This is a genomic window from Bacteroides sp. RTP21281st1_H5_RTP21281_210402, from assembly GCF_040918965.1.
In the GTDB taxonomy this organism is placed as follows: domain Bacteria; phylum Bacteroidota; class Bacteroidia; order Bacteroidales; family Bacteroidaceae; genus Bacteroides; species Bacteroides congonensis.
Genome location: NZ_JBCOWR010000018.1, coordinates 56425 through 83255 on the forward strand (window position 1 = coordinate 56425; position 26831 = coordinate 83255).

22 protein-coding genes and 2 tRNA genes are annotated in these 26831 nt (G+C 41.1%); 12 read left to right on the top strand and 12 right to left on the bottom strand.

What is annotated here, in order from left to right:
• Window positions 1–59: 59 nt before the first annotated feature.
• From AB5443_RS20955 to AB5443_RS20970, 4 genes are all read right to left on the bottom strand, one after another.
• A tRNA-Gly gene (locus AB5443_RS20955) sits at window positions 60–132 on the bottom strand.
• An 8-nt stretch (window positions 133–140) separates the two neighbouring features.
• Window positions 141–223: transfer RNA gene (locus tag AB5443_RS20960), tRNA-Tyr, on the bottom strand.
• A gap of 50 nt (window positions 224–273) precedes the next feature.
• A complete protein-coding gene (ribH, locus tag AB5443_RS20965) occupies window positions 274–768 on the bottom strand; it encodes a 6,7-dimethyl-8-ribityllumazine synthase (protein WP_044653432.1) in 495 nt (164 codons plus the stop codon).
• Between the two features lie 158 nt (window positions 769–926).
• Window positions 927–1610: a tol-pal system YbgF family protein gene (locus tag AB5443_RS20970; protein ID WP_022140427.1), complete on the bottom strand. Its 684-nt coding sequence runs from the start codon at window positions 1608–1610 to the stop codon at window positions 927–929.
• A 160-nt stretch (window positions 1611–1770) separates the two neighbouring features.
• On the opposite strand from AB5443_RS20970, the gene AB5443_RS20975 reads away from it, so the two are divergent.
• A complete protein-coding gene (locus AB5443_RS20975; RefSeq protein WP_167962763.1) occupies window positions 1771–2877 on the top strand; it encodes a DNA replication/repair protein RecF in 1107 nt (368 codons plus the stop codon).
• Window positions 2877–3164 (top strand): DUF721 domain-containing protein, encoded by a 288-nt coding sequence (locus tag AB5443_RS20980; RefSeq protein WP_022140425.1) that lies wholly within the window; start codon window positions 2877–2879, stop codon window positions 3162–3164. Before AB5443_RS20975 ends, AB5443_RS20980 begins: the two co-directional genes overlap by 1 nt.
• Here the strand turns inward: AB5443_RS20980 and AB5443_RS20985 are convergent.
• The 7 genes from AB5443_RS20985 to gap form a co-directional block, all read right to left on the bottom strand.
• Window positions 3151–3942: a histidinol-phosphatase gene (locus AB5443_RS20985; protein ID WP_022140424.1), complete on the bottom strand. Its 792-nt coding sequence runs from the start codon at window positions 3940–3942 to the stop codon at window positions 3151–3153. The genes AB5443_RS20980 and AB5443_RS20985 overlap by 14 nt on opposite strands.
• Window positions 3887–4411, bottom strand: a complete 525-nt coding sequence (locus AB5443_RS20990; protein WP_277135394.1) for a 5-formyltetrahydrofolate cyclo-ligase — start codon at window positions 4409–4411, stop codon at window positions 3887–3889. Before AB5443_RS20990 ends, AB5443_RS20985 begins: the two co-directional genes overlap by 56 nt.
• On the bottom strand, window positions 4389–6140 hold the full coding sequence (locus tag AB5443_RS20995; RefSeq protein WP_022140422.1) for a S41 family peptidase: 1752 nt from the start codon (window positions 6138–6140) through the stop codon (window positions 4389–4391). Before AB5443_RS20995 ends, AB5443_RS20990 begins: the two co-directional genes overlap by 23 nt.
• Before the next feature lie 30 nt (window positions 6141–6170).
• Window positions 6171–6620 carry a dCMP deaminase family protein gene (locus AB5443_RS21000; protein WP_277135389.1) on the bottom strand — a complete coding sequence of 150 codons (450 nt, stop codon included), beginning with the start codon at window positions 6618–6620 and terminating at the stop codon, window positions 6171–6173.
• A gap of 13 nt (window positions 6621–6633) precedes the next feature.
• Window positions 6634–7143 carry a DUF4847 family protein gene (locus tag AB5443_RS21005; protein WP_022140420.1) on the bottom strand — a complete coding sequence of 170 codons (510 nt, stop codon included), beginning with the start codon at window positions 7141–7143 and terminating at the stop codon, window positions 6634–6636.
• A 23-nt stretch (window positions 7144–7166) separates the two neighbouring features.
• The gene (locus AB5443_RS21010; protein ID WP_195662988.1) at window positions 7167–9227 is read right to left on the bottom strand and encodes a M3 family metallopeptidase; all 2061 of its coding nucleotides are present in this window, start codon (window positions 9225–9227) and stop codon (window positions 7167–7169) included.
• Between the two features lie 168 nt (window positions 9228–9395).
• On the bottom strand, window positions 9396–10406 hold the full coding sequence (gene gap / locus AB5443_RS21015) for a type I glyceraldehyde-3-phosphate dehydrogenase (RefSeq protein WP_073347768.1): 1011 nt from the start codon (window positions 10404–10406) through the stop codon (window positions 9396–9398).
• Between the two features lie 141 nt (window positions 10407–10547).
• On the opposite strand from gap, the gene mscL reads away from it, so the two are divergent.
• Both mscL and guaA read left to right on the top strand, forming a co-directional pair.
• Window positions 10548–10994, top strand: coding sequence for a large-conductance mechanosensitive channel protein MscL (mscL, locus tag AB5443_RS21020; protein ID WP_277135388.1), 447 nt, complete (start codon window positions 10548–10550; stop codon window positions 10992–10994).
• 128 nt (window positions 10995–11122) lie between these two features.
• Entirely contained in the window at window positions 11123–12646 is a 1524-nt protein-coding gene (guaA, locus tag AB5443_RS21025; protein WP_277135387.1) for a glutamine-hydrolyzing GMP synthase, read from the top strand.
• A 120-nt stretch (window positions 12647–12766) separates the two neighbouring features.
• Here the strand turns inward: guaA and AB5443_RS21030 are convergent, their stop codons facing one another.
• On the bottom strand, window positions 12767–13435 hold the full coding sequence (locus AB5443_RS21030; protein ID WP_277135386.1) for a Crp/Fnr family transcriptional regulator: 669 nt from the start codon (window positions 13433–13435) through the stop codon (window positions 12767–12769).
• Between the two features lie 136 nt (window positions 13436–13571).
• On the opposite strand from AB5443_RS21030, the gene AB5443_RS21035 reads away from it, so the two are divergent.
• From AB5443_RS21035 to AB5443_RS21070, 8 genes are all read left to right on the top strand, one after another.
• Entirely contained in the window at window positions 13572–14171 is a 600-nt protein-coding gene (locus AB5443_RS21035; protein ID WP_022137989.1) for a MarC family protein, read from the top strand.
• 179 nt (window positions 14172–14350) lie between these two features.
• On the top strand, window positions 14351–14872 hold the full coding sequence (locus AB5443_RS21040) for an RNA polymerase sigma-70 factor (RefSeq protein ID WP_022137990.1): 522 nt from the start codon (window positions 14351–14353) through the stop codon (window positions 14870–14872).
• 57 nt (window positions 14873–14929) lie between these two features.
• Window positions 14930–16018 (top strand): FecR family protein, encoded by a 1089-nt coding sequence (locus AB5443_RS21045; RefSeq protein ID WP_277135385.1) that lies wholly within the window; start codon window positions 14930–14932, stop codon window positions 16016–16018.
• A 107-nt stretch (window positions 16019–16125) separates the two neighbouring features.
• On the top strand, window positions 16126–19743 hold the full coding sequence (locus tag AB5443_RS21050; RefSeq protein WP_277135384.1) for a SusC/RagA family TonB-linked outer membrane protein: 3618 nt from the start codon (window positions 16126–16128) through the stop codon (window positions 19741–19743).
• A 23-nt stretch (window positions 19744–19766) separates the two neighbouring features.
• Window positions 19767–21245, top strand: coding sequence for a RagB/SusD family nutrient uptake outer membrane protein (locus tag AB5443_RS21055; protein ID WP_277135382.1), 1479 nt, complete (start codon window positions 19767–19769; stop codon window positions 21243–21245).
• A gap of 35 nt (window positions 21246–21280) precedes the next feature.
• Entirely contained in the window at window positions 21281–22204 is a 924-nt protein-coding gene (locus AB5443_RS21060) for a hypothetical protein (RefSeq protein WP_022137994.1), read from the top strand.
• 32 nt (window positions 22205–22236) lie between these two features.
• Window positions 22237–24222, top strand: a complete 1986-nt coding sequence (locus AB5443_RS21065) for a TlpA disulfide reductase family protein (protein ID WP_277135380.1) — start codon at window positions 22237–22239, stop codon at window positions 24220–24222.
• A complete protein-coding gene (locus tag AB5443_RS21070; protein ID WP_022137996.1) occupies window positions 24223–26823 on the top strand; it encodes a prolyl oligopeptidase family serine peptidase in 2601 nt (866 codons plus the stop codon).
• The last annotated feature ends 8 nt before the right edge of the window (window positions 26824–26831 follow it).

The following is a 26831-nucleotide window of genomic DNA, read 5'->3' on the forward strand; positions in this document are numbered from 1 at the left end:
CATAGCGGTCTGAAGTAAAACAAAAAAAGAGAATCCAATTTCTCAGATTCTCTTTGGAGAGCGGAAGACGGGGCTCAAACCCGCGACCCTCAGCTTGGAAGGCTAATGCTCTATCAACTGAGCTACTTCCGCAATTTTTGTGGGCAAAGATGGATTCGAACCACCGAAGTCGAAAGACAGCAGATTTACAGTCTGCCCCATTTGGCCACTCTGGTATTTGCCCTTTTTTGCTTTTGAGATAGTTTGTTTCTCAATTGCGGTGCAAAGATACAACTATTTATTTAAACTCCAAACAAAATCTATCATTTTTATTGCAGAAATTGCACATTCGTCTCCTTTGTTACCTAGCTTGCCACCGGCGCGATCCTCTGCTTGCTCCATTGTATTAGTGGTAATTAATCCGTAAATAACTGGTATATCGCCAGTTGCGTTTAATTCGGTAATTCCTTGAGTGGCTCCCATACAAACATAATCAAAATGTGGAGTATCTCCCTTAATTACGCAACCAATTGCAATAATTGCATCGATATCGCAATTTTCCATCATTTGGTTCGCACCGAAAGTTAGTTCAAAACTTCCCGGAACTGTTTTCACCAGAATATTTTCTTCTTTTGCTCCGTGTTTTTTCAATGTTTCGACTGCGCCTTTCAGCAAAGCACCTGTAATATTATAGTTCCATTCGGATACGACAATGCCGAATTTCATATCTTCAGCGTTCGGAACGGAGTTGAAATCGTATTCGGATAAATTATGATAAGCTGTTGCCATAATAAATTGAGAATTAAAAATTAAAAAATGAAAGTTTTAGAAAGGATTGAGAAAAAAGGCACGGATTACACGGATTTCACGGTTGTAGTTGATAACTGTTTTAATCCGTGTCAATCTGTGTAATCCGTGCCTGAATATCCTATATATAATAAGGTATATTATTTCTTCATCAGTTTGGCCTGCTCGATATATTTGTCGATGTCCATAGCTTGGTAAGACTGGAAGTATTTATCCTTGATCTTAGTGTAAGCTTTTATAGCATCGTCAAATTTGTTTTGTTTCACCAGGATTTCTCCGGCTTGTACCAAGAAGATCGGGCTCAATGTGTTGTTGTCAGCTTTGTCTGCTGCCGAGAGCAAAGTAGAGGCTGCTTTATCCAGTTGGCCGAGTTGTGCATAGCAGTTGCCTGCGGCACCCAGAATTGCGGGAGCAACCATCTGGTCTTTTCCGTTAAAGTCATCCAGCATCTTCACTGCTTCTTCGTATTTGCCGAGTTGTGCATAGCAAATACCTGCGTATGCTTTTGCCAGGTTAGCTGCTTTTGTTCCGCTGTAGTCGTCAGCTACTTTCAGGAAACCGACGAAACCGATGCTGTCACCGTTCAGTGCTTGCTCGAAAGCATCCTGCTCAAAGTATTCCTGTCCTTTGAAGAGGGCTGCCTGTGCTTTTTCTTCACGTGGTTCAGCATAGAGGTTCTTGTACATGATAATACCTGCTACAATAATGATTACAGCAACAACACCGCCGATGATTGCGTTTTTGTACTTGATAAGAAATGCTTCCGATTGTGTCAGTGCATCTTCTACGTTCAGATGTTCATTCTGATTTTTCTGTTCTGCCATTTTATATGATTCTTTTTGTTATTATTCACGGTTTGATATTTCGACTCGCAAAATTAGTTTTTTTATATCTACAAATGAAATTTAGAGCCATCTTTTTTTGTTTTACACCCGAAAACCACGAAAATCTTGCTACTTTTGTGAGCAAATTAACGCGTACATAATGATACTGAAACGAATATCCATATTAAACTATAAGAATTTGGAAGAGGTGGAGTTGGGATTCTCTGCCAAACTGAATTGTTTTTTCGGGCAGAATGGGATGGGAAAGACGAATCTGCTGGATGCAGTGTATTTTTTGTCTTTCTGCAAAAGTTCCGGCAATCCGATTGATTCACAGAATATTCGTCACGAACAGGACTTCTTTGTTATCCAGGGTTTTTATGAAGCTGAGGACGGAACTCCTGAGGAGATATATTGCGGGATGAAGCGTCGTTCAAAGAAGCAGTTCAAGCGTAACAAGAAGGAGTATAGCCGTTTTTCCGATCACATCGGTTTTCTGCCTTTGGTGATGGTGTCGCCTGCCGACTCTGAATTGATAGCCGGGGGAAGTGATGAACGTCGTCGGTTTATGGATGTCGTGATTTCCCAGTATGATAAGGAGTATCTGGATGCGTTGATACGGTATAACAAAGCATTGACACAACGCAACACTTTATTGAAAAGTGAGTTCCCTGTGGAAGAAGAATTGTTTCTGGTATGGGAAGAAATGATGGCGCAGGCGGGTGAAGTCGTATTCAGGAAACGTGAGGCGTTTATCAAAGAGTTTATTCCCATCTTCCAGTCTTTCTATTCTTTCATTTCACAGGATAAGGAACAGGTCGGATTGTCTTATGAGTCTCATGCACGGGATGCTTCTTTGATGGAAGTGCTGAAGCAAAGCAGGGAACGGGACAAGATTATGGGATTCTCCTTGCGGGGGATTCATAAAGATGAGCTGAATATGATGCTGGGCGAGTTTCCAATAAAGAAGGAAGGGTCGCAGGGCCAGAATAAAACGTATTTGGTGGCATTGAAATTGGCACAGTTTGACTTTTTGAAACGTACCGGAAGGACTGTTCCTTTATTATTGTTGGATGATATTTTCGATAAACTGGACGCTTCGCGTGTGGAACAGATCGTTAAATTGGTTGCGGGAGATAACTTCGGGCAGATATTTATAACGGATACGAACCGGGAACATTTGGATCGCATCTTGCATAAGGTAGGCAGTGATTTTAAGATTTTCCGTGTGGAAGCAGGAGTAATTCACGAAATGGAAGCTGAATAATGAAACGTAACGATGCAGAACCAATAGGAAAACTGATTCAGCAGTTTCTTCGTCAGGAGAGTTTGGAATCTCCGTTGAACGAACAAAGATTGCTGGATGCCTGGCCCAAAATCCTGGGACCTGCGGCGGCTTATACCAACAATCTTTATATTCGTAACCAGACTTTATATGTGCATCTCACTTCCGCAGCTCTTCGTCAGGAATTGATGATGGGACGCGAAATGCTGGTACGTGCACTCAATGAAAAAGTGGGGGCTACGGTTATTACAAATATCATTTTCCGGTGAGGAAAGGTATCGTGTCTGTTACCTTTATTCCCGACTTCTTGAGTGTTTCGACTGCACGGTCATAATAGAATGGTGTTTCCAAATACTGATTATTATGTGCGTCTACTCCGATAATGGCAGTACAGCCTTCGTGAGCGGCTATTTCCCAGAAATCAGGGTGGGGAATGGTGGTAATTCCATGTTCGTCATTGTAATCTTCATAGCCGAGGTTATATTCCAACGGAAGGTTTAACCGTGCCGCTGTCCGGCAGATATGTCTGCTGACTAATTTGCAGTGACGGTCGAATCGGGGATAGGAACGCATGAATAAATCCGGGTGTGCCAAGTAAGCGAATAATCCGCTTTCCATCCCTTCAATGGCACTCTCTTCGTAAAGTTCGAGCATGTCTACTGTATCTGTATGCCGACCGAAGTAGGGGAATTTTTCATCTGTATGAAAATGGTGATTTCCGAAGATGATGTAATCCAATTGATATTCCTTGACGACTCCTTTCAACCAGTACAGGTAATCCGGGAAATATTCACATTCCAGCCCTATTTTTATGCTGATTTGTTCTTTGTACTTTTCCCGCAGCGAACGGAGGCTTTCTACATACTCCGGCAGTTCTTCGGGAGTCATGCGGATGTCGGATACATAATTGGTATTGTATTTCCACGGGGTATGGTCAGAGAATCCTAATTCCTGATAACCGCCTTTGATGGCGCTTAAAACAAATTCTTCGTCACTCCCTGTCGCATGATGGCAGCGGGTGGTATGGGTGTGATAATTCGTCCTCATTGTTTGTTATGATTATGTCCATGCGTACATCGTATGAATCCGCAGGAACTTCTTCTACTAATTGAAACGGAAAACAAATACCTGCTTTATAGGCTGACGGAATACGTGGCAGAAGGCGGTCATAATATCCCTTTCCCCGTCCCAACCGGTTACCTTTGGCATCAAAAGCAACTCCGGGAACGGCAATAAAGTCTATACTGGCATAGTCTGTGAATACTTCTCCGGTAGGTTCTTCTATTCCGTAACTACCGGTTGCCATGTCTTCAGGGCTGCTATATATGCGTAATTCCAAATCATCGCCTACGACTACCGGAAGCAGAATCCGTTTTTCATTACTCCATCTCCGGATAAACGTGTGTGTGTCTACTTCGTCTTTCAACGAATGATAGAGCAATATAGTATTTGCCGCCCTGAAAGCCGGATGGGCTTCGAGGGCGGCAAGTACTTTAGCTGATTGCAACTTCAGCATAGCTGAACCCTCGTGACGGGTCTTCAGTGATGCTATATACTTGCGCAGTTCTTTTTTTCTTTCCATCTTTCTTGTCCTTTGTCACTTCTTCCTCTTCCACTGCTACCGGAGCTTTAGGGAAGGCTTCTCCTTTTTCGAGTATCTCGATACCTTTATTGACAGTGGCGTCTGTCTTGTTGAAGTATTGGAGATAGGCTTCCAACCCTAGCATATTGTAGATGATGTTGCCATAGATATTCTTTTCCAGTAGCTTGTAGGATTTCTGGATAAGAATGTTTCTTCTTTTCACTCCCTTGCTGTCGGCAAAACGGACAAACTGTTCAACCAGACCCTGATGACGGAGATAGTTCAGTAACTCTTCTTCAGTCTCGTATTGGCTGAGTTTTTTCCGGTTATTATCCGTATATTGGAATGTAAACTGAATAGTCAGCCCACGGTTGATGACTGTAGAAAGATAGGAAGTGACTCCTGTCGTGTCTTGTGGCACGAATATATCGGGCATGATGCCGCCGCCGCCATATACAGTACGTCCCAGGCTCGTGTTATAACGTTCTTTCTCATTTTGCTTGATGCTGTCGCGAGAGAAGAACTCACCATGTTCGTAACGGTTGTATAAGTCGAGTTCGTAGTTACGGTCTTTTCCACTTTCGTAAGGACGTTGGATGCAGCGTCCGGATGGAGTGTAGTAGCGGGCAATCGTCAGGCGGATAGCCGAACCATCGCTGAAGTCGATAGGTTGTTGAACCAGTCCCTTGCCAAAGGAGCGGCGTCCTACTACTGTACCCCGGTCGTTGTCCTGAATAGCTCCGGTGAAGATTTCACTGGCAGAGGCAGAACCTTCGTCAATCAATACGACGAGCGGCATCTTCTGACAGCTACCTGTGCCGTTGGCAAATTCTTCCGCACGCGGATATTTGCGGCCTTGAGTATATACAATCAGTTTTCCTTCAGGCAGGAACTCATTAACCATGCGGATAGCGGCTTCCATATATCCACCGGTATTACCGCGCAGGTCGATAATCAGCCCTTTACATTTCTTATGGTTGAGTTGAGCCAATGCATTGAGCAGTTCTACATGAGTGGTACGGCCGAATTTGCTGACTTTTACGTAGCCGATATCATCGTTTACCATATAGGCTGCATCAACCGTATTTTGAGGAATGTCTCCACGGGTGATACTAAAGTTCAATAGATCTTTCTCTCCCATACGCTTGACTCCTAGCTTCACTTGGGAACCTTTAGGCCCTTTAAGGGTACGCATCGCCCGTTCATTAGTCACCTTTTTACCGACAAAGAGACTGTCGTCTACCATGACGATACGGTCGCCCGCCATCAGTCCTACTTTTTCGGAAGGGCCGCCCTGAATGACCGCATTTACATGGATGGTGTCATTCTGTATGGTGAATTGAATTCCGATTCCGCTAAAGCTGCCTTCCAGTTCTGAGTTGACTTCTTCAAGATTCTGGGCCGGGATGTAAGTTGAATGCGGATCAAGTTCGGCCAAAATCTGTGGCATCGCTTTTTCTACGAGATCGGTCATGTTAACAGTGTCTACATACTGGTCATCTACAATTCGCAGCAACGCATTCAGCTTGTTGGAAGAGCCGTTGATGATACCCAGGCGGTTGCCGGCGAAATGCTTGGCATAAAATGTGCCGATAAGAATCCCGAGAACCACGCTGACTGCTATGATGACAGGTGTGAAACGTGAAGAGTTTTTTGTACTCATGTCTATTCCTTTTTTAAAACGTTCGTCTTATTATTTGTTCGAAGCAGAATTATCATCCGGTTCTGTGTAGATGACCTCAATTCCTGCCCGTTTTAATAACTCTATTCCATCTTCCAGGCGATAATGCTCGGAGTAAACTACCCGCTTGATTCCTGCCTGTATGATTAACTTTGCACATTCGATGCAGGGGGAAGCCGTGACATACATCGTGGCTCCGTCACTACTGTTGTTTGAACGTGCTATTTTAGTAATGGCGTTTGCTTCCGCATGCAGGACGTATGGCTTTGTCAAGTTGTTTTCATCTTCGCATACGTTCTCGAAGCCGGAAGGCGTTCCGTTATACCCGTCGGAGATAATCATTTTATCCTTAACGATTAAGGCTCCTACTTTACGGCGTTGACAATAGGAATTTTCAGCCCAAATGCTAGCCATACGTATATAACGTTTGTCAAGTTCTAATTGTTTCTTTTCTGAGTCCATGTCGTTTTGCTGATTAGTTATTTACTACACGGAAAACCATACGGAAAGTTTGTTGGCTTCCGGCAGGCTTATATAAAAGGTATAAGTTTTTATTATCCCCTTCATACGATGTCGCATTGTTGAGGCCTTGTATGAAGCTTTTGGCTAGTTTGTCTCCACCATCATTTCCTTCGGTGATATTGGCGTTGAAGTCATTGTTTTTGCCGTTTGCGCTCCAGGTTCCTGCAAGGGAATAAGAAGCGACTACAGTTCCTCTTATTTTTCCACTGATGAGATCTCCTTCAGCTACGCCTTCAAATATGACATTGTATGTTCCATTTTTATTAAGCTCTTCAATACTTTTCTTTTTTTCCGCTTCATTCTCCCAAAAACCGAACATTTCGTGACCACCATCCACTGTGATATAGTTCAATTTCCACGTTTTTCCTGTAAAGATGGCAGCTACATCATCTGTATCGTTGCACCCTGCAAATAAGGGAAGCAATAGGAATAAACCTACTATTTGAAATATATTCTTCTTCATACCTAATATTTAATACTTGATACTTATTTCTTAATTCCGTTTCTGATTAATAAAGCGTCAATAGTCGGTTCCTGCCCGCGGAAGCGTTTGTAAAGCGTCATCGGATGCTCCGTACCCCCTTTAGACAGGATATTGGTGCGGAACGAGTCAGCAACTTCCTGATTGAATATCCCTTTTTGCTTGAATAGTGAAAAAGCATCAGCATCCAGTACTTCCGCCCATTTGTAGCTGTAATATCCTGCGGCATATCCACCTGCAAAGATATGTGAGAATTGAGTGCTCATACAAGCTTCTTGTACTATCGGCAGTATCTGCGTCTTTTTCCATGCTTCCTGTTCATAGGCTTTCACATCTCCCTCAAAAGGGGTAGTGCGAGTGTACCATGCCATATCAAGCAGTCCGAAACTTAACTGTCTCAGGCAGGCGTATGCAATATTGAAATTCGAAGCGTCTACCAGACGCTTGATTAATTCATCCGGCAAGATTTCTCCAGTCTGATAATGACGGGCGAAAGTATTCAGAAAGTCCTTCTCAATGGCGAAATTCTCCATAATCTGTGAAGGAAGTTCTACAAAGTCCCAATATACATTTGTACCGCTTAAACTCTTATAGGTAGAGTTGGCAAACATGCCATGCAGGCTATGCCCGAATTCATGCAGGAATGTTTCCACTTCGTTGAATGTCAACAGGGCAGGTTTGTTCTCGGTCGGCTTGGTGAAGTTCATTACTACAGATACATGCGGACGGCTGTTCTCACCCGTCTGTTGATTTATCCATTGGTCTTTGTAACTTGTCATCCAGGCACCCGAACGTTTTCCGAGACGTGGATGGAAGTCTGTATATAAGACAGCCAGGAATTTTCCGTCTTTATCGAATACTTCGAAAGCTTCTACATCTTTATGGTAAACAGGAATTTCCGTATTCTTCCGGAATGTGATTCCATACAGCTTTTCCGCCAGTCCGAATACCCCTTTCTTTACTTGTTCGAGTTCAAAGTAGGGGCGGAGCATTTCTTCGTTGATATTGAATTTTTTGTCTTTCAGCTTGTTGGAATAATAGCTCCAGTCCCAAGGCATTACCACAAAATCGTCTCCTTGCTCCTGACGGGCCAGTTCCTGTACTTCTTTGTATTCCTGCTGTGCGGTGGGGGTATATGCTTCCAAAAGTTGATTGAGTAGCTTATATACAGATTCACTGTTTTCAGCCATCCTTTTCACGAGCATATATTCCGCATAATCTTTATATCCCAACAGTTGGGCTATCTTCATGCGTGTATTGGCTATCTTCTTCACGATTTCGATGTTGTTGAACTCATTATCGTGCGTACATTTAGTATTAAAAGCCATATACAGTCTTTGGCGTAAGTCGCGGTTATCTGCATATGTCATAAAAGGGACATAGCTTGGTGCATGAAGCGTGAACGCCCATCCTTCCTTATCTTCGTTTTTCGCTGTTTCAGCAGCGGCTTCTACGATAATGTCGGGTAATCCGGCAAGACTTTCCTTTTTTGTCAACAACATCTGGTAACGGTTCGTCTCTTTCAGGTTGTTTTCGCTGAAGTCAAGCGTCAGTTTGCTCAATTCCGTTGTCAGCCGGCGGTATTCTTCCCGTGCTTCGCCTTCCAGATTGGCACCGTGGCGGACGAAACTGTTATAGGCATTTTCCAGTAGCTTGCTTTGCTCCTGTGTAAGTTTTAAGTTTTCTTTTTGGTTATACACTTCTTTCACGCGTGCGAAAAGCTTTTCGTTCAGCGTGATGTTGTTACTATGCTCGCTAAGTAACGGCATGATTTTTTGAGCCAGTTCCTGCAGGTCATCGTTTGTCTCTGCGCTGAGCATATTCCCGAAAACGGCTGCCACTCTATCCAATAAATCTCCCGAATTTTCGAAAGCTTCTATTGTATTGCTGAAAGTCGCTTTTTCCGGATTCTGTATGATAGCATCTATTTCTGCATTCTGCTGCTTGATTCCTTCAAGGATGGCAGGTTCATAGTGTTCGGTTTTTATCCGGTCAAAGGGCACGGTTCCGTGCGGTGTCTGGTATTGCCCGAAGAAAGGATTCTGGGCATTTGTTATATTGTTCATGGTGCAAACTAGTATCAATGTTATTAATAATCTCTCCATAGAAATACAAAACTACTAAAATTGTGGCTGATTCAACGGATAACCGCTTGCTTTTTAACAATATATAAAATGAATACAAAAAAACCGCCACGGTTACCCGCAGCGGTTTCTTATATGTTAATCTTCTAATTAAGCGTTAACTGATGCCATGTGAGCGATCAAGTCAAGAACTTTGTTAGAGTAACCGATTTCGTTGTCATACCAAGATACAACTTTAACGAATGTATCAGTCAAAGCGATACCAGCTTTAGCATCGAAGATAGAAGTACGAGCGTCACCCAAGAAGTCAGAAGAAACTACTGCATCTTCAGTGTAACCCAGGATACCTTTCAATTCGCCTTCAGAAGCTTCTTTCATAGCAGCGCAGATTTCAGCGTAGCTAGCAGGTTTAGCCAAGTTAACTGTCAAGTCAACTACAGATACATCCAAAGTCGGAACACGCATAGACATACCAGTCAGTTTGCCGTTCAATGCAGGGATAACTTTACCTACAGCCTTAGCAGCACCAGTAGAAGAAGGGATGATGTTGCCAGAAGCAGCACGACCACCTCTCCAGTCTTTCATAGAAGGACCGTCAACTGTTTTCTGAGTAGCAGTTGTAGAGTGAACTGTAGTCATCAAACCGTCAAGGATACCGAACTTGTCGTTCAATACTTTAGCGATAGGAGCCAGACAGTTAGTAGTACAAGAAGCGTTAGATACGAATTGAGTACCTTTCACGTATGTTTTTTCGTTTACACCGCAAACGAACATCGGAGTATCATCTTTAGAAGGAGCTGACATTACAACGTATTTTGCACCAGCTTCGATGTGAGCCTGAGCTTTGTCTTTGCTCAAGAATAAACCTGTAGATTCAACAACGTATTCAGCTTCTACTTCATTCCATTTCAAGTCAGCCGGATTTCTTTCAGCTGTGATACGGATAGCTTGACCGTTAACAATCAATTTACTGTTTTCAACATCTGCTTCGATAGTACCATCGAACTGACCGTGCATTGTATCATATTTCAGCATATAAGCCAAGTAATCAACCGGGCAAAGGTCATTGATACCTACGATTTGAATATCGTTTCTTTTCATTGCAGCGCGGAAAACGAAACGTCCGATACGTCCGAATCCATTAATACCTACTTTAATCATTTTGTTTAAACTTTTAAGGGTTTTATAATATTTGTTCAAATATCTCTCAGCCTCCGCACTTGTTTTATTTTCAAATGCGGTGCAAAATTACAAAAATGTTTTTATATTCGCACATTAAATTCACATTAAATATTGAAAAAGATGGGAAAGAGTACATTTTTACAGGACTTTAAGGCGTTTGCAATGAAAGGCAACGTTATCGACATGGCTGTCGGTGTAGTTATTGGTGGTGCGTTTGGAAAAATCGTATCGTCATTGGTGGCTAACGTAATCATGCCCCCGATCGGTTTATTGGTTGGTGGTGTGAACTTTACGGATTTGAAATGGGTAATGAAAGCGGCTGAGGTAGGAGCCGACGGCAAGGAGATTGCGCCGGCGGTATCTTTGGATTACGGTCAGTTCTTGCAGGCTACTTTTGATTTCCTTATCATTGCTTTTGCTATATTCTTATTTATACGTTTGCTGACTAAGCTGACAACGAAGAAAAAAGAAGAAGCTGCGGCAGCACCTCCCGCTCCTCCTGTGCCGACGAAAGAGGAAATATTGCTGACGGAGATTCGCGATTTACTGAAAGAAAAGAATAGTTGAACCTAATAAAATAAGGAGATTCCAAGTGTTATCTTGTGAATCTCCTTATTTTTCTCTTCATTATTAATATAGATTGCGCACTTTTTTCTACTTTTGCAAACCAATTTATTTAAAATCCAACCATTAATATGCAGGAAAAGATAATAATTCTTGATTTCGGCTCGCAGACGACACAGCTTATAGGCCGTCGTGTCCGCGAATTGGATACGTATTGTGAAATAGTTCCTTACAACAAATTTCCTAAAGATGACATCTCGGTTAAGGGAGTCATTCTTTCCGGAAGTCCTTTTTCAGTCTATGATAAAGATGCTTTTAAAGTCGATTTAAGTGAAATTCGTGGCAAATATCCCATATTAGGTATCTGTTATGGTGCGCAGTATCTGTCGTACACCAATGGCGGAAAAGTTGAACCGGCCGGTACACGTGAGTACGGACGTGCACATCTGGCTTCTTTTTGCAAGGATAATGTGTTGTTGAAAGGAGTTCGTGAGGGTTCGCAGGTATGGATGAGTCATGGGGATACGATTACTGCTATCCCTGATAATTTCAAGAAAATAGCTTCGACGGATAAAGTGGAGATTGCGGCCTATCAGATAGAGGGTGAAAATGTGTGGGGCGTGCAATTCCATCCGGAAGTGTTCCATAGTGAAGATGGGACACAAATTCTGAAGAACTTTGTGGTGAATGTTTGCGGTTGCAAGCAGGACTGGTCGCCGGCTTCTTTCATTGAAAGCACAGTAGCTGAATTGAAAGAGCAGTTGGGTGACGATAAGGTAGTACTCGGTTTGAGCGGTGGAGTTGATTCTTCCGTAGCTGCGGTATTGCTGAACAAGGCTATCGGTAAGAACCTGACTTGTATCTTCGTAGACCATGGCATGCTGCGTAAGAATGAATTCAAGAATGTGATGACTGATTACGAATGTCTCGGTCTGAACGTAATCGGGGTGGATGCCAGTGAGAAATTCTTTTCGGAATTGGCTGGTGTGGCTGAACCGGAGAAAAAGCGCAAGATTATAGGTAAGGGCTTTATTGACGTGTTCGATGTAGAAGCTCACAAGATAAAAGATGTGAAATGGCTGGCTCAAGGTACGATTTATCCGGACTGTATCGAGTCATTGTCTATCACAGGTACGGTGATTAAGAGCCATCACAATGTAGGTGGTCTTCCCGAAAAGATGAATCTGAAGTTGTGTGAGCCGCTTCGTTTGTTGTTCAAGGATGAAGTTCGCCGTGTAGGTCGCGAATTAGGTATGCCTGAACATCTGATTACCCGCCATCCGTTCCCCGGGCCGGGTCTGGCTGTACGTATTTTGGGTGATATTACTCCGGAGAAAGTGCGTATCGTACAAGATGCTGACGATATCTTCATTCAGGGATTGCGTGACTGGGGATTGTATGATAAGGTCTGGCAGGCAGGAGTTATCCTGTTGCCGGTGCAGTCTGTCGGTGTAATGGGGGATGAACGTACTTATGAAAGGGCGGTCGCCTTGCGTGCCGTGACATCTACGGATGCCATGACTGCCGACTGGGCGCATTTGCCTTATGAATTTTTGGGTAAAGTTTCGAATGATATTATTAATAAGGTGAAAGGCGTGAACCGTGTAACCTATGATATCAGTTCCAAACCGCCTGCAACCATTGAATGGGAATAACAAATACCGGTTATAGAAAAAGGAAGCTTCAAAGCTTCCTTTTGATTTTTTTATTTGGGCACGGATTTCACGGATAACACGGTTCTGATTAAATGAATACCGTGAAATCCGTGCCTGAACTTATTCGCTTGTCAACTTTTGTGCATCCGGAATAAGAATCTCTTTCCGGCGTAATTCAAGCAAACCACTATCTTGTAATTCATTAAGCGCTTTGGAAGTATTCAACCGCGTATCATCCAAATAACGGGCAAGGTCGTCCATCTTTACTTTGAATATCTTTTCTCCCTGTGGCTTCTCGCAATGTAGCAGGAAAAAGCGAATGATTTTATCCTTTAAATCCTGTGTAGGCTCTTCCCATAAGCGTGAATAAAGATTTTGTGCCCGGTTGCTGACAATATTCATGTAGTTGAGCCGGAAAATCTCGTATTTGAACAGGTCGCTGAGTACAAACACTTTGCTGATGCTTACTGTATGTGCTTCCGTGTGCGCTATATAAGAAGAATTATAATTCGTATTCATTCCGAATAACGACTGCGGCTCTATCAGGTAGGGCGCTTCCATTTGTTCAATGACAGTGTAAATGTTTTCTTTAGAATTGGTGACAATTGAAACCTCGCCTTTTAGCAGAAAGCGGAGTTGTGTACAAGGAGTACCACTTTCAATGATAGTTTCTCCCGCTCTATGCTTGATAAAGTGTAGCTTTACCTTATCCAGTATACTGGTGAAATCTTCATGACAAAGACCTTGGAATAAAGGCAATTGGAGCAAAGTGTCGAACATTGTTTCCATACGTCGTAATCTCTTGTTAATCGTACAAATTTACTCATAATACAATACTACTGTCAATATATACCTTTTCTTTTTGTTTTTTTTATTGTTTGAATGCATAAAAATAGAGTATATTTGCAGAAAAAAGGAGGAAATTATGTTTGCAGGTTTTGATTGGCAGCAGATGGTCAGTGCATTTATTGTACTTTTTGCGGTAATAGATATTATTGGCTCCATACCTATTATAATAAACCTAAAGGAAAAAGGGAAGGATGTGAATGCAACGAAAGCTACTGTCATCTCTTTTGCCCTCTTGATAGGATTTTTCTATGCGGGAGATATGATGCTGAAACTCTTCCATGTAGATATTGAATCTTTTGCCGTTGCCGGTGCGTTTGTTATTTTCCTCATGTCTTTGGAAATGATTCTGGACGTTGAAATTTTCAAGAATCAAGGACCTATCAAAGAAGCCACTCTAGTACCGCTTGTCTTTCCTTTGCTGGCAGGTGCCGGAGCTTTCACTACATTGCTTTCTCTTCGGGCGGAATATGCCAGTATTAATATCATCATTGCATTGGTTTTGAATATGATTTGGGTGTATTTCGTCGTTAGTATGACCGGGCGTGTGGAACGTTTTCTCGGAAAAGGCGGTATCTATCTTATCCGTAAATTCTTCGGTATTATCCTGCTGGCTATTTCAGTGAGGCTGTTTACGGCAAATATAACGTTGCTGATTGAAGCGTTACATAAATCCTAAGTATTATTTTCCCTCTTTTTTGCTTTTTACTTGTTCTTTTTATATATTTGGCGGTTTTACTCGAACTCTCACTGAAGTGAGGACGTTGAGTTATCAAGAAATCGGTGAAGCAGTATAAAGTCACGGTATTTTCTTGAAAGTAATTAACTCGAAAAAATAAACCACCAAATCATTCGCAGATGAAGACGCATAAAGATAGTTCGAAGATTACGATGGATGAATTTGACAGGATATATGATAAATATTATCCTCAACTCTTTTACTATGCCTATGGTTTTGTGGAAGACTCAGAGATCTGTCGTGATATTGTATCAGATGTGTTCGGTCAGGCATGGGAAAATGTAGAGCGTTTGGAAAATGCTACTGTAGGTAGTTTCCTGTATTCGTGCGTACGGAATAAATGTATTGATTATTTGAGACATGACCAGGCTGCCCGGCAGTATGCGGAATATTTGCAAGAGGCAGTAGAAGATGAAGAAGGATTGACTCCGGAGGAATACGAGGAACGAATGAACAATGTGAAACAGATTATATCGGAATTACCGCCTCGTACGCGTTTTGTTTTGGAACAGTGTTATTTTAATAATAAAAAATATAGGGAAGTAGCAGAAATTCTCGATGTCACTTCGAGTGCGGTAAAGAAACATATTATGAAGGCGCTGGCTATACTTCGTGAACGTTTATCTGTTATAAAACCGTAAAAAAAGTACCTCAAAAAGGATCGACTCCGTATAAATATAAAAGACAGTTGTAGTAATATGATAGAAGATATAAATGATAAAGAAGATATTCGCCTGATATTAGATTATAAACGGGCCATGGCTATGGATAAGGTTCCTCTTCCTGATATGGAAGAGGAGCGGAAGCGTTTTTGGGAGAAGCAAAAACAAGTGCGTCCCTCCTCCCATGAAATGCAACAGAACGTAAATATTAAGATGTTACGTTTGAAACGCTGGTGTATTGTTGCATCGGTAGCGGCTGTACTTTTTCTCGGATTATTTTTAGGTGTCTTCTTTTATCATCCTTCTGTAGTGCAGGTTCAAGTATTTGCTGCCGATAAATCGGCAGTGGATCCAAAGTTGAATTTTGGAGATATTACTTATATAATTAAGGAAGAAACACCGGACCAAGAGTTATATGCTCATGGAATAATTGCTACCCGTAAATCTATTGATTTGAGTACAAAGAAAGCTGCAACCTTGCCTATTGAAGAGCAATTACAAACGTTGACCACTCCTTGCGGGCAGGATTATACGGTTACTCTTTCCGACGGGACTACTGTTTTGCTTAATGCTGCCAGTCAATTGATTTTTCCGGATGTTTTTGTGAAAGAACAGCGCATTGTCTATTTGAAAGGAGAAGCCTATTTTGATGTAGCTCCTGATAAAGAACATCCTTTTATTGTAAAAACGGACTATTTTGAAACGGTAGTTCTCGGAACAAAGTTCAATGTGCGTTCCTACTCTAAACTTGATGCTCATGTTACTTTATTGGAAGGTAAAGTGACTGTTGCCAACGATATGGCGCCTGCGTTGACTTTACAGCCGGAAGAACAAGCGTCGCTGACGGAAGATGGGATGTTAAGAAAACAAGCGGTAGACATTTACCCCTATCTGGAATGGCAGAACGGCTATTTCTATTTTGACAATGTGTCGCTTGTAGAGATAATGCAGGAGTTGGGACGTTGGTACAATGTAGATGTGGTATTTGAGAATGATGAGATGCTCGATTATAAAATGCATTTTGTGGCCAGTCGTACGGAAAGTCTGATGTATGCAGTCCGTAACTTGAATGCACTCGGTATATTTTATGTAACTTTGGATGGAAACCGAATAATAATTCAGTAAAATCTATCATCTGTTAACTTTTTGATGTTTTTCTTTTAAAACTTGGTACCCGATTATCGTTGATTACGTATTATTTGTGACTTTACATTTAAATTAGCAAATAGTATATGATGAAACGATTGAATGAAGAGCGTAGAGAAAGACCGTGTATACAGAGTTGGAAGTATCTGGTCGGTTTCCTGTTAATGTTTGCCTTTGTTACAGGATTGGCAGCGCAGGAGAAAGAGAAAAAGGTCACGATGAAATGCGTGAATGAGAAGTTGACAGATGCTTTAAAAAGGGTAGAAAAGCAATCTAGTTACAAAATTGTATTTAGTTACAATGAACTCCACTCCATTCGTGTTAATGCTTCTATTCAGGAGTTGACAGCTCCGGAAGCTGTGAAAAAACTCATTGCCGGTCAGCCAGTTAAAAGTTCGGTTGATGGCAGATATATCCATGTGTTTCTAAAAAAAGATAAAAAGGAAGCTTTAGAGAAAGGATTATTAAGAGGGCAGGTAGTGGATGAAAATGATGAACCGCTGCCCGGTGTGTCTGTCAGGGTGAAGAATGGTCGTTCTACAGGTACACTGACGGATTTGAATGGCTGTTTTTCTATCCCCGTAAAGGAAGGACAGAGTGCTATGCTGACTTTTTCTTTTATAGGCAAAAAGACAGTGGAAAAAATGGTGAATGACGGTTGGGGAGTACAGGTGAAACTGGAAGAAATGGTGAACGCAGTTGATGAGGTGGTGGTTACCGGTTATCAAGTGATGGACAAGCGTTTGATGGCAAGTGCTACCTCTACGGTGAAGATGGATGACATAAAGATACCGACTATCAATTCTGTAGATAAGATGTTGCAAGGTACTATACCGGGATTGATGGTGCAAAACAGTTCCGGTTCTCCTAATGCAACTCCACGTATCCGTATGCGTGGTTCCTCGACGATTTACGGTAATGCTTCTCCGTTGTGGGTGGTAGATGGGATTGTTTATGAAGATCCTATTGATTTGTCTAATGACGAACTCAATAATGTGTTGATGGGAAGCGATATGCTTGATCAGGTGAATCAAAATGCTACTCGCAGTTTGTTAGGCAATGCGATAGCAGGGGTAAATCCCAATGATATTGAATCTATTACGTTTTTGAAAGATGCTTCAGCCACAGCTATATATGGTACACGTGCTGCCAATGGGGTGATTGTGCTGACTACCAAGAAAGGTAAAATAGGGAAACCTGCAATTAGTTTTTCCGCATCTTTAGGATTTACAGGACGTCCTCGCTATTCACAGTATAATCTGATGAATTCGAAAGAGCGTGTAGGCATTTCAAGAGAAGTGGCAGAGAAAGGATATTTATATGATTATATGCCCTATGCTACCGGTTTCGAAGGTGCTTTGTTTGATTTTTATAACATGAAAATTACAAAAAGCGAATTTGACGAGCAAGTGGCTAAATATGAAACTATGAATACCGACTGGTTCAAGCTTCTTTGTCGGAACGCTTTCAATCAAGATTATAGTGCCAGTATTTCAGGAGGTAACGAGAGAGTCAATTATTATACATCTATCGGATATAATAATTCCAAGGGAACTACTAAAGGAGATAACTCAACCAGTTATAGTTTGACTTCTAATATCTCAGCCTATCTGACTAAAAAAGTCAGAGCTTATACTCGTTTAAGTTTCTCAGAGCAGAAAAGTGATGGTTTTTATACCACGAACCCTTATACTTATGCGTTGCAAACTACTCGTGCTATTGGCCCTGATGAATATTACACGACTCAGATTAATACTATTGATGGGTTATCCAATAATTATCCGTTGACATATAATATATTTAATGAGCTGGCACATACCGGTAATGAGGCAAAATCCCGTAATTTCAGTGGTAATGTAGGCATTGATGTGAAAATATGGAAAGGATTGACGCTTCAGACGCTTTTTGGTCTACGTTATGTTAACTCTACTAATTATCAGTGGGCGGACGAACGTTCTTATTATATTGCAGGCATTCGTGGATATGATTATGGTACGGTGATTCCCAACGGTGAAGAAGAAAAGAAAAGTAAATTGCCTCATGGAGGAATTTTAAATTATAATTCGGTGAATAATGTGGGTTATACAGCTCGTGCTCAACTTTCGTATGCTACCACCTTTGGAGAGATGCAGCAACATGCCATTAATGGTATGATTGGCTATGAGGCAACCTCCAATCAATATGACGGTTTTAATGATGTAGAATATGGATATTATCCGGATCGTGGGATGGCTGTCAGTTATGAATATGATAAGGAAAGTGCCGGAAGCTCGGTCCTGAATAATTCTTCATTGGAAAAACATACTGTGTCTCGTAAGAATACGAAAAATAATGCAGTGTCTGCTTATGCGACTTTGGTTTATGCGTTGAAGAACCGCTATATTTTTAATGCTAATTTGCGTGGGGATGCTTCCAATCGTTTTGGACAATACACAAATCATAAATTTCTTCCTGTATGGAGTTTGGCAGCAAGGTGGAAGATAAATGATGAAAGTTGGTTTAGAGACTGGAAAGCTTTGGATGATTTCAGTATACGTTTTTCTTATGGTCAACAGGGTAATATTCCTACTTCTGTAGGACCAAATCTTGTAGCACAATACATGGCGCTTGCGGTTAACCGTTTTTCAGGGAACTACCAATTGGGAATTAAACGTCTGCCTTATCCTGATTTGCGTTGGGAAAAGACGGTTACAACTAATTATGGATTGGATTTTTCTTTGTTGAACGGCAGAATCTCGGGTACTGTCGATTATTATGTACGTAAAGGTAAAGACTTGATTTTTAGTTTGCCGGTAGCCAGTGAGTATGGAACGACTCAAACTTTCCGTAATGGTGCCAGTATGAAAAATTATGGTATTGAAGTGGGGTTGACTTTTATTCCTGTTCAAACACGTGACTTTACTTGGACGCTAACTCCGATTTATTCGAAAAACACCAATAACATAAGCAATACTACCAAGCAGGATTATACTTATCTGGATTATCTGGCTGGTAATGCTTTTGAAAATGGAAAGCCTGTAAATGCATTGTATGCCTGGGAGTTCAAAGGGTTAGATCATGAAACAGGCCGTGCAATGTTTGAACATTGTTCGACAAATGAATCAGAAGTAGAGAAAAGTAATGATCCGAAAAGTTACCTGAAATATTGTGGTTCGACTGATCCGAAGTTTAACGGGGGACTTTCAACTTCGTTACGTTATAAGAATTTTATATTGAATGCTCAGTTTGCTTATGCTTTCGGGCATGTGAAACGTTTGAATTTCCTTTTCAGCGGAACAATGAAGATGCCTACTCCGCAAACAAATCTGACGACAGATTTCTTGCATTGCTGGCGAGAACCGGGCGATGAGGAGCATACTGATATTCCGGGTATTGCTTTTGGTGAGGCACAGAATTATTATGTCTATACTCCGATTGCAAATGCAACTCAACAGAATACGTACGATATGTATAATTATTCGGATGTACGTGTAGTAAAAGCCGATTTCTTTCGTTGCCGTAATCTGATGTTGACTTATACTTTGCCGGATAAATGGCTTCAACCGTTAAATATCGCAGGTATGTCCTGTTCGTTTAATGTGACCAATCTTTTCACATTGTGTAGCTCAAGATTTAATGGACAAGATCCGGAGGTAGCTTCTACCGGAAGTGTTGCATTGCCTATTACACGAACTTATTCGTTCTCGGTAAGTCTTAATTTTTAATTCTTAAAAATCTTTTGTAGATTATGAATAGTAAATATATATTGATATTATTCTCTATATACATAATGTGTATATGTTCCTCTTGCAGTGATTTTCTGAAAGAAGTTTCGCAAGATGAGTTTGAACCGAAAACAGCTTCTGCTTTTCAAGAATTGTTGAATGGAGAGGGATATTCAACTACCATTTGTTTCGATCCTATTACAGATATATTGACTGATGATGTAGAAGGAGCCCAGGGACAATCTTATAATTACACAGATGAAAACTTGGCTCATCGCGCAGTCTATACGTGGCAATCTAATATGTATTTGTTGTTGAGTGATTACAATATGACTAATCTCTTACACACATATCAGAATCTCTATAAATGCATTATGGCTTGTAATCTGGTTGTAGACGGGCTGACGACTGCGGACGGAACAGAAGATGAAAAAACGCAGACAAGAGGTGAGGCATTGTCGCTACGCGCTTATTATTATTTCTTATTGGTGAATTTATATGCTATGCCCTATAATTGTGCAGGAACTACTCCGGAGAGTCTTTTGGGAGTACCTCTAGTTATTAAACCGGAAATTAGGGATGAGGGAATTGCACGTAATACAGTTGCAGAAGTGTATACTCAAATATGTAAGGATATTGAAGAAGCCTGTAGTTTGCTGGATGGAAAAACAGGTAACACGATCGGATTGTTCCGTATTAATAATGTAGCAGCTCATCTTTTAGCTTCACGGATTTATTTATATATGGAAAATTGGGATAAGGTGATAGAACATGCTGATGCAGCTTTGACTGGTGCTCCGGCATTAGTTGATCTGACTACATATCAACTGAGTAATGCAGCTTCACCGCAGTATGCCACTAATAATATTATTTCCAGGAATTTTCCGGAAGTTGTATTTATTGGAGGTATGGCCAGACATATAAAAACAGAAGGTACGTTGATCAGGGTGTCTGACAGCGGTTCGAATGCTTTATTGAGACTATATGATTCTTCGGATGCCCGTCGAAATATATTTTTTAGTGATATGAGTTTTTTGTATTATAAATATTGGATGGCTAAACGTGGAACTCAGGAACAGGGGTTTGTATGGCGTACTGCAGAACTTTATTTAAATCGTGCGGAAGCTTATGCAGCTAAATATATGGCAGGAGATAACTCTTGTGGACAAAAGGCTGTCGATGACTTGGATGCTCTTCGCAGTAAACGTTTGTCGAATTTTGTGGCTTATACGTTAACCACGCCTGCAGCTCTGATGGAATTTTGTCATGAAGAACGTCGCCGTGAACTTTGTTTTGAATCACATCGCTGGTTTGATCTCCGTCGTTATGGTATGCCTTCTATTGAACATACATGGTATGATGCATCAGGAAACCGTACCGTATATACATTGAAGGAGAAAGATTTGGGTTATGTATTACCTATTCCGCAAGATGCAATGGATACAAATTCAGCTTTAAAACAAAATGAATTGGCTCCGGAGCGTGTAGGCGAGGTAAATTAAATAGTAAATATGGAACAATAAAATAGAATAGTAATATGAAGAAGTTTATATATTTAATATCTTGTTTGCTCTTGGTTGGAGTATGCTCATGTGGGGAAGATGCTTTGACACCTTCCGAACCGATGAGTTTCGGAGAGTTTCCTCAAGGAAATGCTTCATATGACCGTGAAATAGTTGAATTCTATAATACATATGGGGTGCAGGTACTGTATAGGTTTGCCGAGGCTGATTTCCGTTGGAATATTACAGAATATATACCTTACCATGCAGTAGAAGCCGAAACTTCCTCTATAGGTGAAGGATGGAACTTCCTGAAAGAGAATTGTTTGTCTATCTGGAGTGACGATTTTCTGAGAAAATATATGCCATATAGAATCCTGTTAGCTTCCGAAATTTATAGTTTAAAGGATACGTATCAGTATGATGATGAGGGAAATAAAATCTATCAAAAGATTCCTAAAGAAGCGATGTATGGTCTTAACCATCTGACTTTTGGTGCAGTGAATAGTAGCTTGTCTTCCCTTTCTGTTGCGGAAAAAAAGGAACTGATTGGCGAGGTTGCTTTTGCTATTACTGGTTATGCTACTTCAAAAGGTAAGATGGAAGTTCCTGAAAAGTTTCAGACATACCATGACGAGTATATAGATCATAGTGGAGGTGATTATGAAGGTGAATGGGGATATAATGGCGGAGGTTGTCTGGAGTATCGTGATGGTGGAATGGATTATTATTATGATTTTGGATTATTCGTAAAATACTTGGTTATGATGAGTAAGGAAGAATTTGAGAATAAGTTTTTGACCGAAGAATTTGATTGCGGAATCCAGTATGATGCCTCTTGGAATCCTATAAAGGGTTATCCGATACGTAATAAATATGAAGCAGTGATAGAGTATTTTAAAAATACTTTAGGTATTGATCTTCATGAGATTGGCGCCAGAATTTCTCAATTACAATAATTGAAATGTAGAAGAATAAGATATAAAACTAAATGAAGAAATTATTTATATTGTTTGTTTTCTGTGCGTACTTTATAAGCACTTATGCACAGTCTCGTTTGTCCGGTATTGAAAAGCCACAGGCAGGTTCTTTGATCTCATTTAATTATCAGGCATCAGGAGGACCATTGGAAAACCGGGATACATTATCTTGTACGATCTATCTCTATGAGGATTATTTATGGAGGATGGACGATGTGATTTTAATCCGTAGTGAAAAGAATCAGTGGAAAGGAAATTATCAGTTGGCTGATAATTGTGCCTTGTTCGCTTTGTCATTTTTAGCTGGTGAAGCATGGAATCGTACGATAGATAATAATGACGAGAACGGAGGATATGTGTTTACGACACTAGATGCACAGGGGAAAATGTTACCCGGTGGTTATTTGGGGTGGGGGACATTCCGCAAACCTTCTTGTTTCCATATTGGAAGTTATTTCCAAAAGTTTGATATTCAGGATGAGGCGGTAGAGATGTGGACAACTAAGGAGATGGAGCATTATGCTGCAAATTTGCCGAAGTTCGTAAATGTTTATATGAATATGGTAGCTTTACGTATGGGAGAAAAGAATCGGAAAGCTGTTGATTTCTTCTTTCAGAAAATCAATAAAGAGTTTGCTATGACCGAGTTCATCTACTCTACGTTTGAGAATATTTATCGTTTCAAGTTACAGGATCAGGCAAAGGCAGACTCGATAAAGAGTATTATGTTAAAACAATATCCTCACGGTTTTTCTGCTCGTGCACAAATGTTTCACCAGGTGGAGGCTATGCAGGTGGGCGAAGAACGGATAAGTAAGACTGAAGAATTTTTTAGAATGTATCCATATGACAAATGTATAGAAGATCCGTTCTCCCGTAAACAAGCTTATATGTATTATAATCTGACCCGCCCCTATGCTTCTTTTCTGTTTGACGGAAAACATTATGACAAACTTATTGCTGCCTTGCCGTCAATGAACTTTGTGACTTTGAGTGAAGTGTTCCGGTGGAATATATTCCGTGCCTATAAATTGCGGTTGGCAAAGAATGACGCAGTCTATCCGGTGGCGAAAGCCTTGATGGAACAAATGGTGCAAAAACGGAATGACCTTTCTAATAATATGGAAGAATTAAGATACACTCCGAAAGAAGCACAGGAATTACTTGATATTCAGTTTTACGAACGTTTGGGAATTTATCTGCAATTATTAAAGGATTTGAATAAGAATGACGAGGCTTTGACATGGTTTTCTTATTATAAGGATGATGTATTGTCTTATGCGGATGCTACAGTCAACCAGGCACGTTATGAGATTTTGTCAGCTGCCGGAAAGAAAGAACAAGCATTGGAGCTTTTGAAAAAATCGGTGAAATATAATACGATTACCACTGATATGATGACTGCTCTGCGTGAGGAAGTGAAACCTGCATCTGATGCCGAGTTCAAAGTCTATCTTGATAAATTGAAAGGTGCGGCACTGAAAGAGGCGTTATATGAGGAAGTGAAATCTCATATGACAGATGTCGAAATCCCTACTTTCGAATTGCTGGATATGGACGGGAATGTTGTGAGCAGTGACAGTTTCAAAGATAAGATTGTAGTGATTGATTTTTGGGCAAACTGGTGCGCGCCTTGTAAACGTGCGTTTGAGGGAATGAAACTTGCAGTAGACGCATATACGAACGATCCGGAGGTTGTTTTCTATTTCGTAAATACCATGGATTTCGGAATTAAGGGAAAACCGGCAGTCGAGAAGTATTTGAATAATAATGGATACTCACATTTTAAAGTATTGTTCGATACTTTAAAGGAAGGAACCAAAGGGTATAACAAGGCTTTCAGTATTTTCTCCCGTCAATTCAATTCATCCGGTATTCCTCGTAAAGTAATTTTAAAGAACGGTAGGATGCTTTATACGGCTGAAGGATATTCTGGAAGTCCCTCACAATTGGCTGATGAGATTAGTTATGCAGTCGAATTAATTCGGAAGAAATAAATGAAGAAATATGTTTATTTGACATTGCTTCTCCTGCTGGGTGCAGAGGGAGCATTTTCTCAGAAACGTCCGATGAAACTGGACGACTGTAAATTGTGGCGTTCGGTAGATCAGATACAATTATCGGCAGACGGGAAATGGGTCGTTTACAACTATCGTGCCTTGTACCGTCAGGACCTTGATACAACTTATATATATAATGTACAGACGGGAGAAACGACTTGTAAAGCCGGGCTTTCTAACTTTTCGTTTATGGCTAACGGCAAGTTGCTGAAATATGAAAAGAAGGAAGAAGGAGATAATTCGGGACGCCCATCTGTTTATACATTAAATTTGCTTACGCAGCAAGAGAAACAATGGGCTAAGAATATCTTTTTGGTCCCTATAGCAGGAACAGACATGGCTTATTATGTACAATATAAGCCAACCGGAAAGACAGACTTTACTTTTGTAAATTTGCTGACGGGAGAGGAACAGTACATTGCGGATATCAATAACTTCGGGCAGGTAGAGGCAGGCAGGTTGCTTTATAGTGTGGCGGACAGTTTGAAATCGACTTTGTATCTGTGGGAGAAAGGGAGAAAAACGCAAATAGGAGAAGTTCCCGGTTATATTGCAAGTATCGCTAATCCGGATGCCAAAGGACGTGGAACTTTATCATGTGCTTCTACTTATGATACTCGTTTTGATGTAACCTCTATCTATACATATGATTTGAATAAACGTATTTGTTCGAAACTGTTGTCCTATCGGGATATAACAGGTCTGCCTGAGGGGACGAAAGTTTCTTCTATGTCTCGATTGATAAATAATAAGACTCAGTTGTTGATTGATTTGGAGCCGGTAGCTTATCCGCAGGTGAAAAGGGAAACAGATCAGGTAAACTTGGAACTATGGGTGTGGGACGAGAACATTTCTCCTCGCCGGTCTTTCAAACGCTCAGGTTTTGATGCGTCTCAGTATGACAAGTATGTCTATGATATTGCTGCCGGGAAGTGTTTTACTTTGCCTACAAAAGGTTTGTCTTCCTTGGCTTTTCCGCAGGGAGAAGAGGTCAAAGGATGTATTGCCTTCGACGCTACTCCCTGGTATAAGGAATCCGACTGGACGATGTCTCCCAATGACGATATTTATTATATCGGAATGAATGGCGAGAAGAAGAAGCTGGCAAGTCATGGAAAATATGGCTTAAGTTGGAGTCCCGATGGAACCAAAGCTTTGTTATACGATCCTGCCCTGAAAGCATGGCGGCTGATTGATATGGCTACGGGGAGTGACCGTGACTTGACTACGGGAAAAATGCCTTATCCGGTATATGAAGAAGATCATGACTATTCTTTTGATGCTGCACCTTATGGAGTGGCACATTGGAATCCGGACAATTACACTGTGGTCATATACGACCGATATGATTTGTGGAGTCTGGATTTGAAAGGCGGGAAAGCTCCTGTTTGTCTGACACAAGGAAAGGGTAGAGAAGAGCGGATAACATTCCGCAAGGCTGAGCATCCGGTTTCTTCAAGAGATAAATTGTATCTCGAAGGATTTGATGAGAAAAGTAAAACGAAAGGATTGTACCTGCTGGCGGGTAAGAACCTGCGTGACATGGCTGTTGATTCTCAATCGAATCTGGTTGTAAAAGCTAATACGGACAATGGTAAAGTAGTACTTTGGACAAAGGAAAATTACGGAGAAAGAGATTTTTGGGTTTCTGATCTGACTCTGCGAAATCCGAAGCGGGTGACGGACTCCAATCCTCAGGTGAAAGATATTAACTGGGGAACTACCCGGCTTTATACTTGGACGAATCTGGAAGGCAAGAAAAATGAAGGAATTCTGTTTTTGCCGGAGAATTACCGGGAAGGTCAAAGTTATCCTGTCATCGTACTATTCTATGAGAAGATGTCACAGGGGCTTAATAGTTATCGTTTACCGGAGTATAGTAGCGCGACGATTGATATTCCATGGTTCGTAAGTAATGGATATATCATTTTCTGTCCGGATATCAGCTATCGTATCGGTGCTCCTTACGAGAGTTGTTATAATGCGGTGATAAGTGGTGTGGAACAGCTAGTTAAAGATGGAATTGCCGATAAGGAACGCATCGGAATCAATGGTCATAGCTGGGGCGGTTCGCAGACTGCCTGGTTGGTGACGCGTACTGATATATTCAAATGTGCTTCTCCTTGTTCTGCGGTTACGGATCAGGTGGCAGATTATCTGATGCTTCGCGGAACCGGTCAGCCTAATATGTATTTTGAAGAGGATGCACAAGGCCGTTTGGGCAAAACACTTTGGGAAGACCGGGAACTTTATCTTGAGAATTCTCCGGTTATGCATGCCGATAAGATTCATACTCCTTTGTTGATATTCCATGGTGAGAAAGACACAAGTGTACGCATATATCAAGGCATGGCTCTCTATTTTGCAATGCGTCGGTTGGGACGTCCTGCCTGGTTGCTGAATTATCGGGATGTAGGACATCAGATGGGCGGAGATGTTGAGTGCCGTGATTTTATGCAGCGGTTAATCGGCTTTTTTGATTACTATCTGAAAGATGCGCCTATGCCGGAATGGATGAAAGGGGATAATAATAAGTAGGATAATAA

Bases quoted from the DNA above. Each gene is read 5' to 3' on its own strand.
- ribH (WP_044653432.1), bottom strand. From the start codon at position 768: ATGGCAACAGCTTATCATAATTTATCCGAATACGATTTCAACTCCGTT.
- AB5443_RS20970 (WP_022140427.1), bottom strand. From the start codon at position 1,610: ATGGCAGAACAGAAAAATCAGAATGAACATCTGAACGTAGAAGATGCA.
- AB5443_RS20975 (WP_167962763.1), top strand. From the start codon at position 1,771: ATGATACTGAAACGAATATCCATATTAAACTATAAGAATTTGGAAGAG.
- AB5443_RS20980 (WP_022140425.1), top strand. From the start codon at position 2,877: ATGAAACGTAACGATGCAGAACCAATAGGAAAACTGATTCAGCAGTTT.
- AB5443_RS20985 (WP_022140424.1), bottom strand. From the start codon at position 3,942: ATGAGGACGAATTATCACACCCATACCACCCGCTGCCATCATGCGACA.
- AB5443_RS20990 (WP_277135394.1), bottom strand. From the start codon at position 4,411: ATGCTGAAGTTGCAATCAGCTAAAGTACTTGCCGCCCTCGAAGCCCAT.
- AB5443_RS20995 (WP_022140422.1), bottom strand. From the start codon at position 6,140: ATGAGTACAAAAAACTCTTCACGTTTCACACCTGTCATCATAGCAGTC.
- AB5443_RS21000 (WP_277135389.1), bottom strand. From the start codon at position 6,620: ATGGACTCAGAAAAGAAACAATTAGAACTTGACAAACGTTATATACGT.
- AB5443_RS21005 (WP_022140420.1), bottom strand. From the start codon at position 7,143: ATGAAGAAGAATATATTTCAAATAGTAGGTTTATTCCTATTGCTTCCC.
- AB5443_RS21010 (WP_195662988.1), bottom strand. From the start codon at position 9,227: ATGAACAATATAACAAATGCCCAGAATCCTTTCTTCGGGCAATACCAG.
- gap (WP_073347768.1), bottom strand. From the start codon at position 10,406: ATGATTAAAGTAGGTATTAATGGATTCGGACGTATCGGACGTTTCGTT.
- mscL (WP_277135388.1), top strand. From the start codon at position 10,548: ATGGGAAAGAGTACATTTTTACAGGACTTTAAGGCGTTTGCAATGAAA.
- guaA (WP_277135387.1), top strand. From the start codon at position 11,123: ATGCAGGAAAAGATAATAATTCTTGATTTCGGCTCGCAGACGACACAG.
- AB5443_RS21030 (WP_277135386.1), bottom strand. From the start codon at position 13,435: ATGGAAACAATGTTCGACACTTTGCTCCAATTGCCTTTATTCCAAGGT.
- AB5443_RS21035 (WP_022137989.1), top strand. From the start codon at position 13,572: ATGTTTGCAGGTTTTGATTGGCAGCAGATGGTCAGTGCATTTATTGTA.
- AB5443_RS21040 (WP_022137990.1), top strand. From the start codon at position 14,351: ATGAAGACGCATAAAGATAGTTCGAAGATTACGATGGATGAATTTGAC.
- AB5443_RS21045 (WP_277135385.1), top strand. From the start codon at position 14,930: ATGATAGAAGATATAAATGATAAAGAAGATATTCGCCTGATATTAGAT.
- AB5443_RS21050 (WP_277135384.1), top strand. From the start codon at position 16,126: ATGATGAAACGATTGAATGAAGAGCGTAGAGAAAGACCGTGTATACAG.
- AB5443_RS21055 (WP_277135382.1), top strand. From the start codon at position 19,767: ATGAATAGTAAATATATATTGATATTATTCTCTATATACATAATGTGT.
- AB5443_RS21060 (WP_022137994.1), top strand. From the start codon at position 21,281: ATGAAGAAGTTTATATATTTAATATCTTGTTTGCTCTTGGTTGGAGTA.
- AB5443_RS21065 (WP_277135380.1), top strand. From the start codon at position 22,237: ATGAAGAAATTATTTATATTGTTTGTTTTCTGTGCGTACTTTATAAGC.
- AB5443_RS21070 (WP_022137996.1), top strand. From the start codon at position 24,223: ATGAAGAAATATGTTTATTTGACATTGCTTCTCCTGCTGGGTGCAGAG.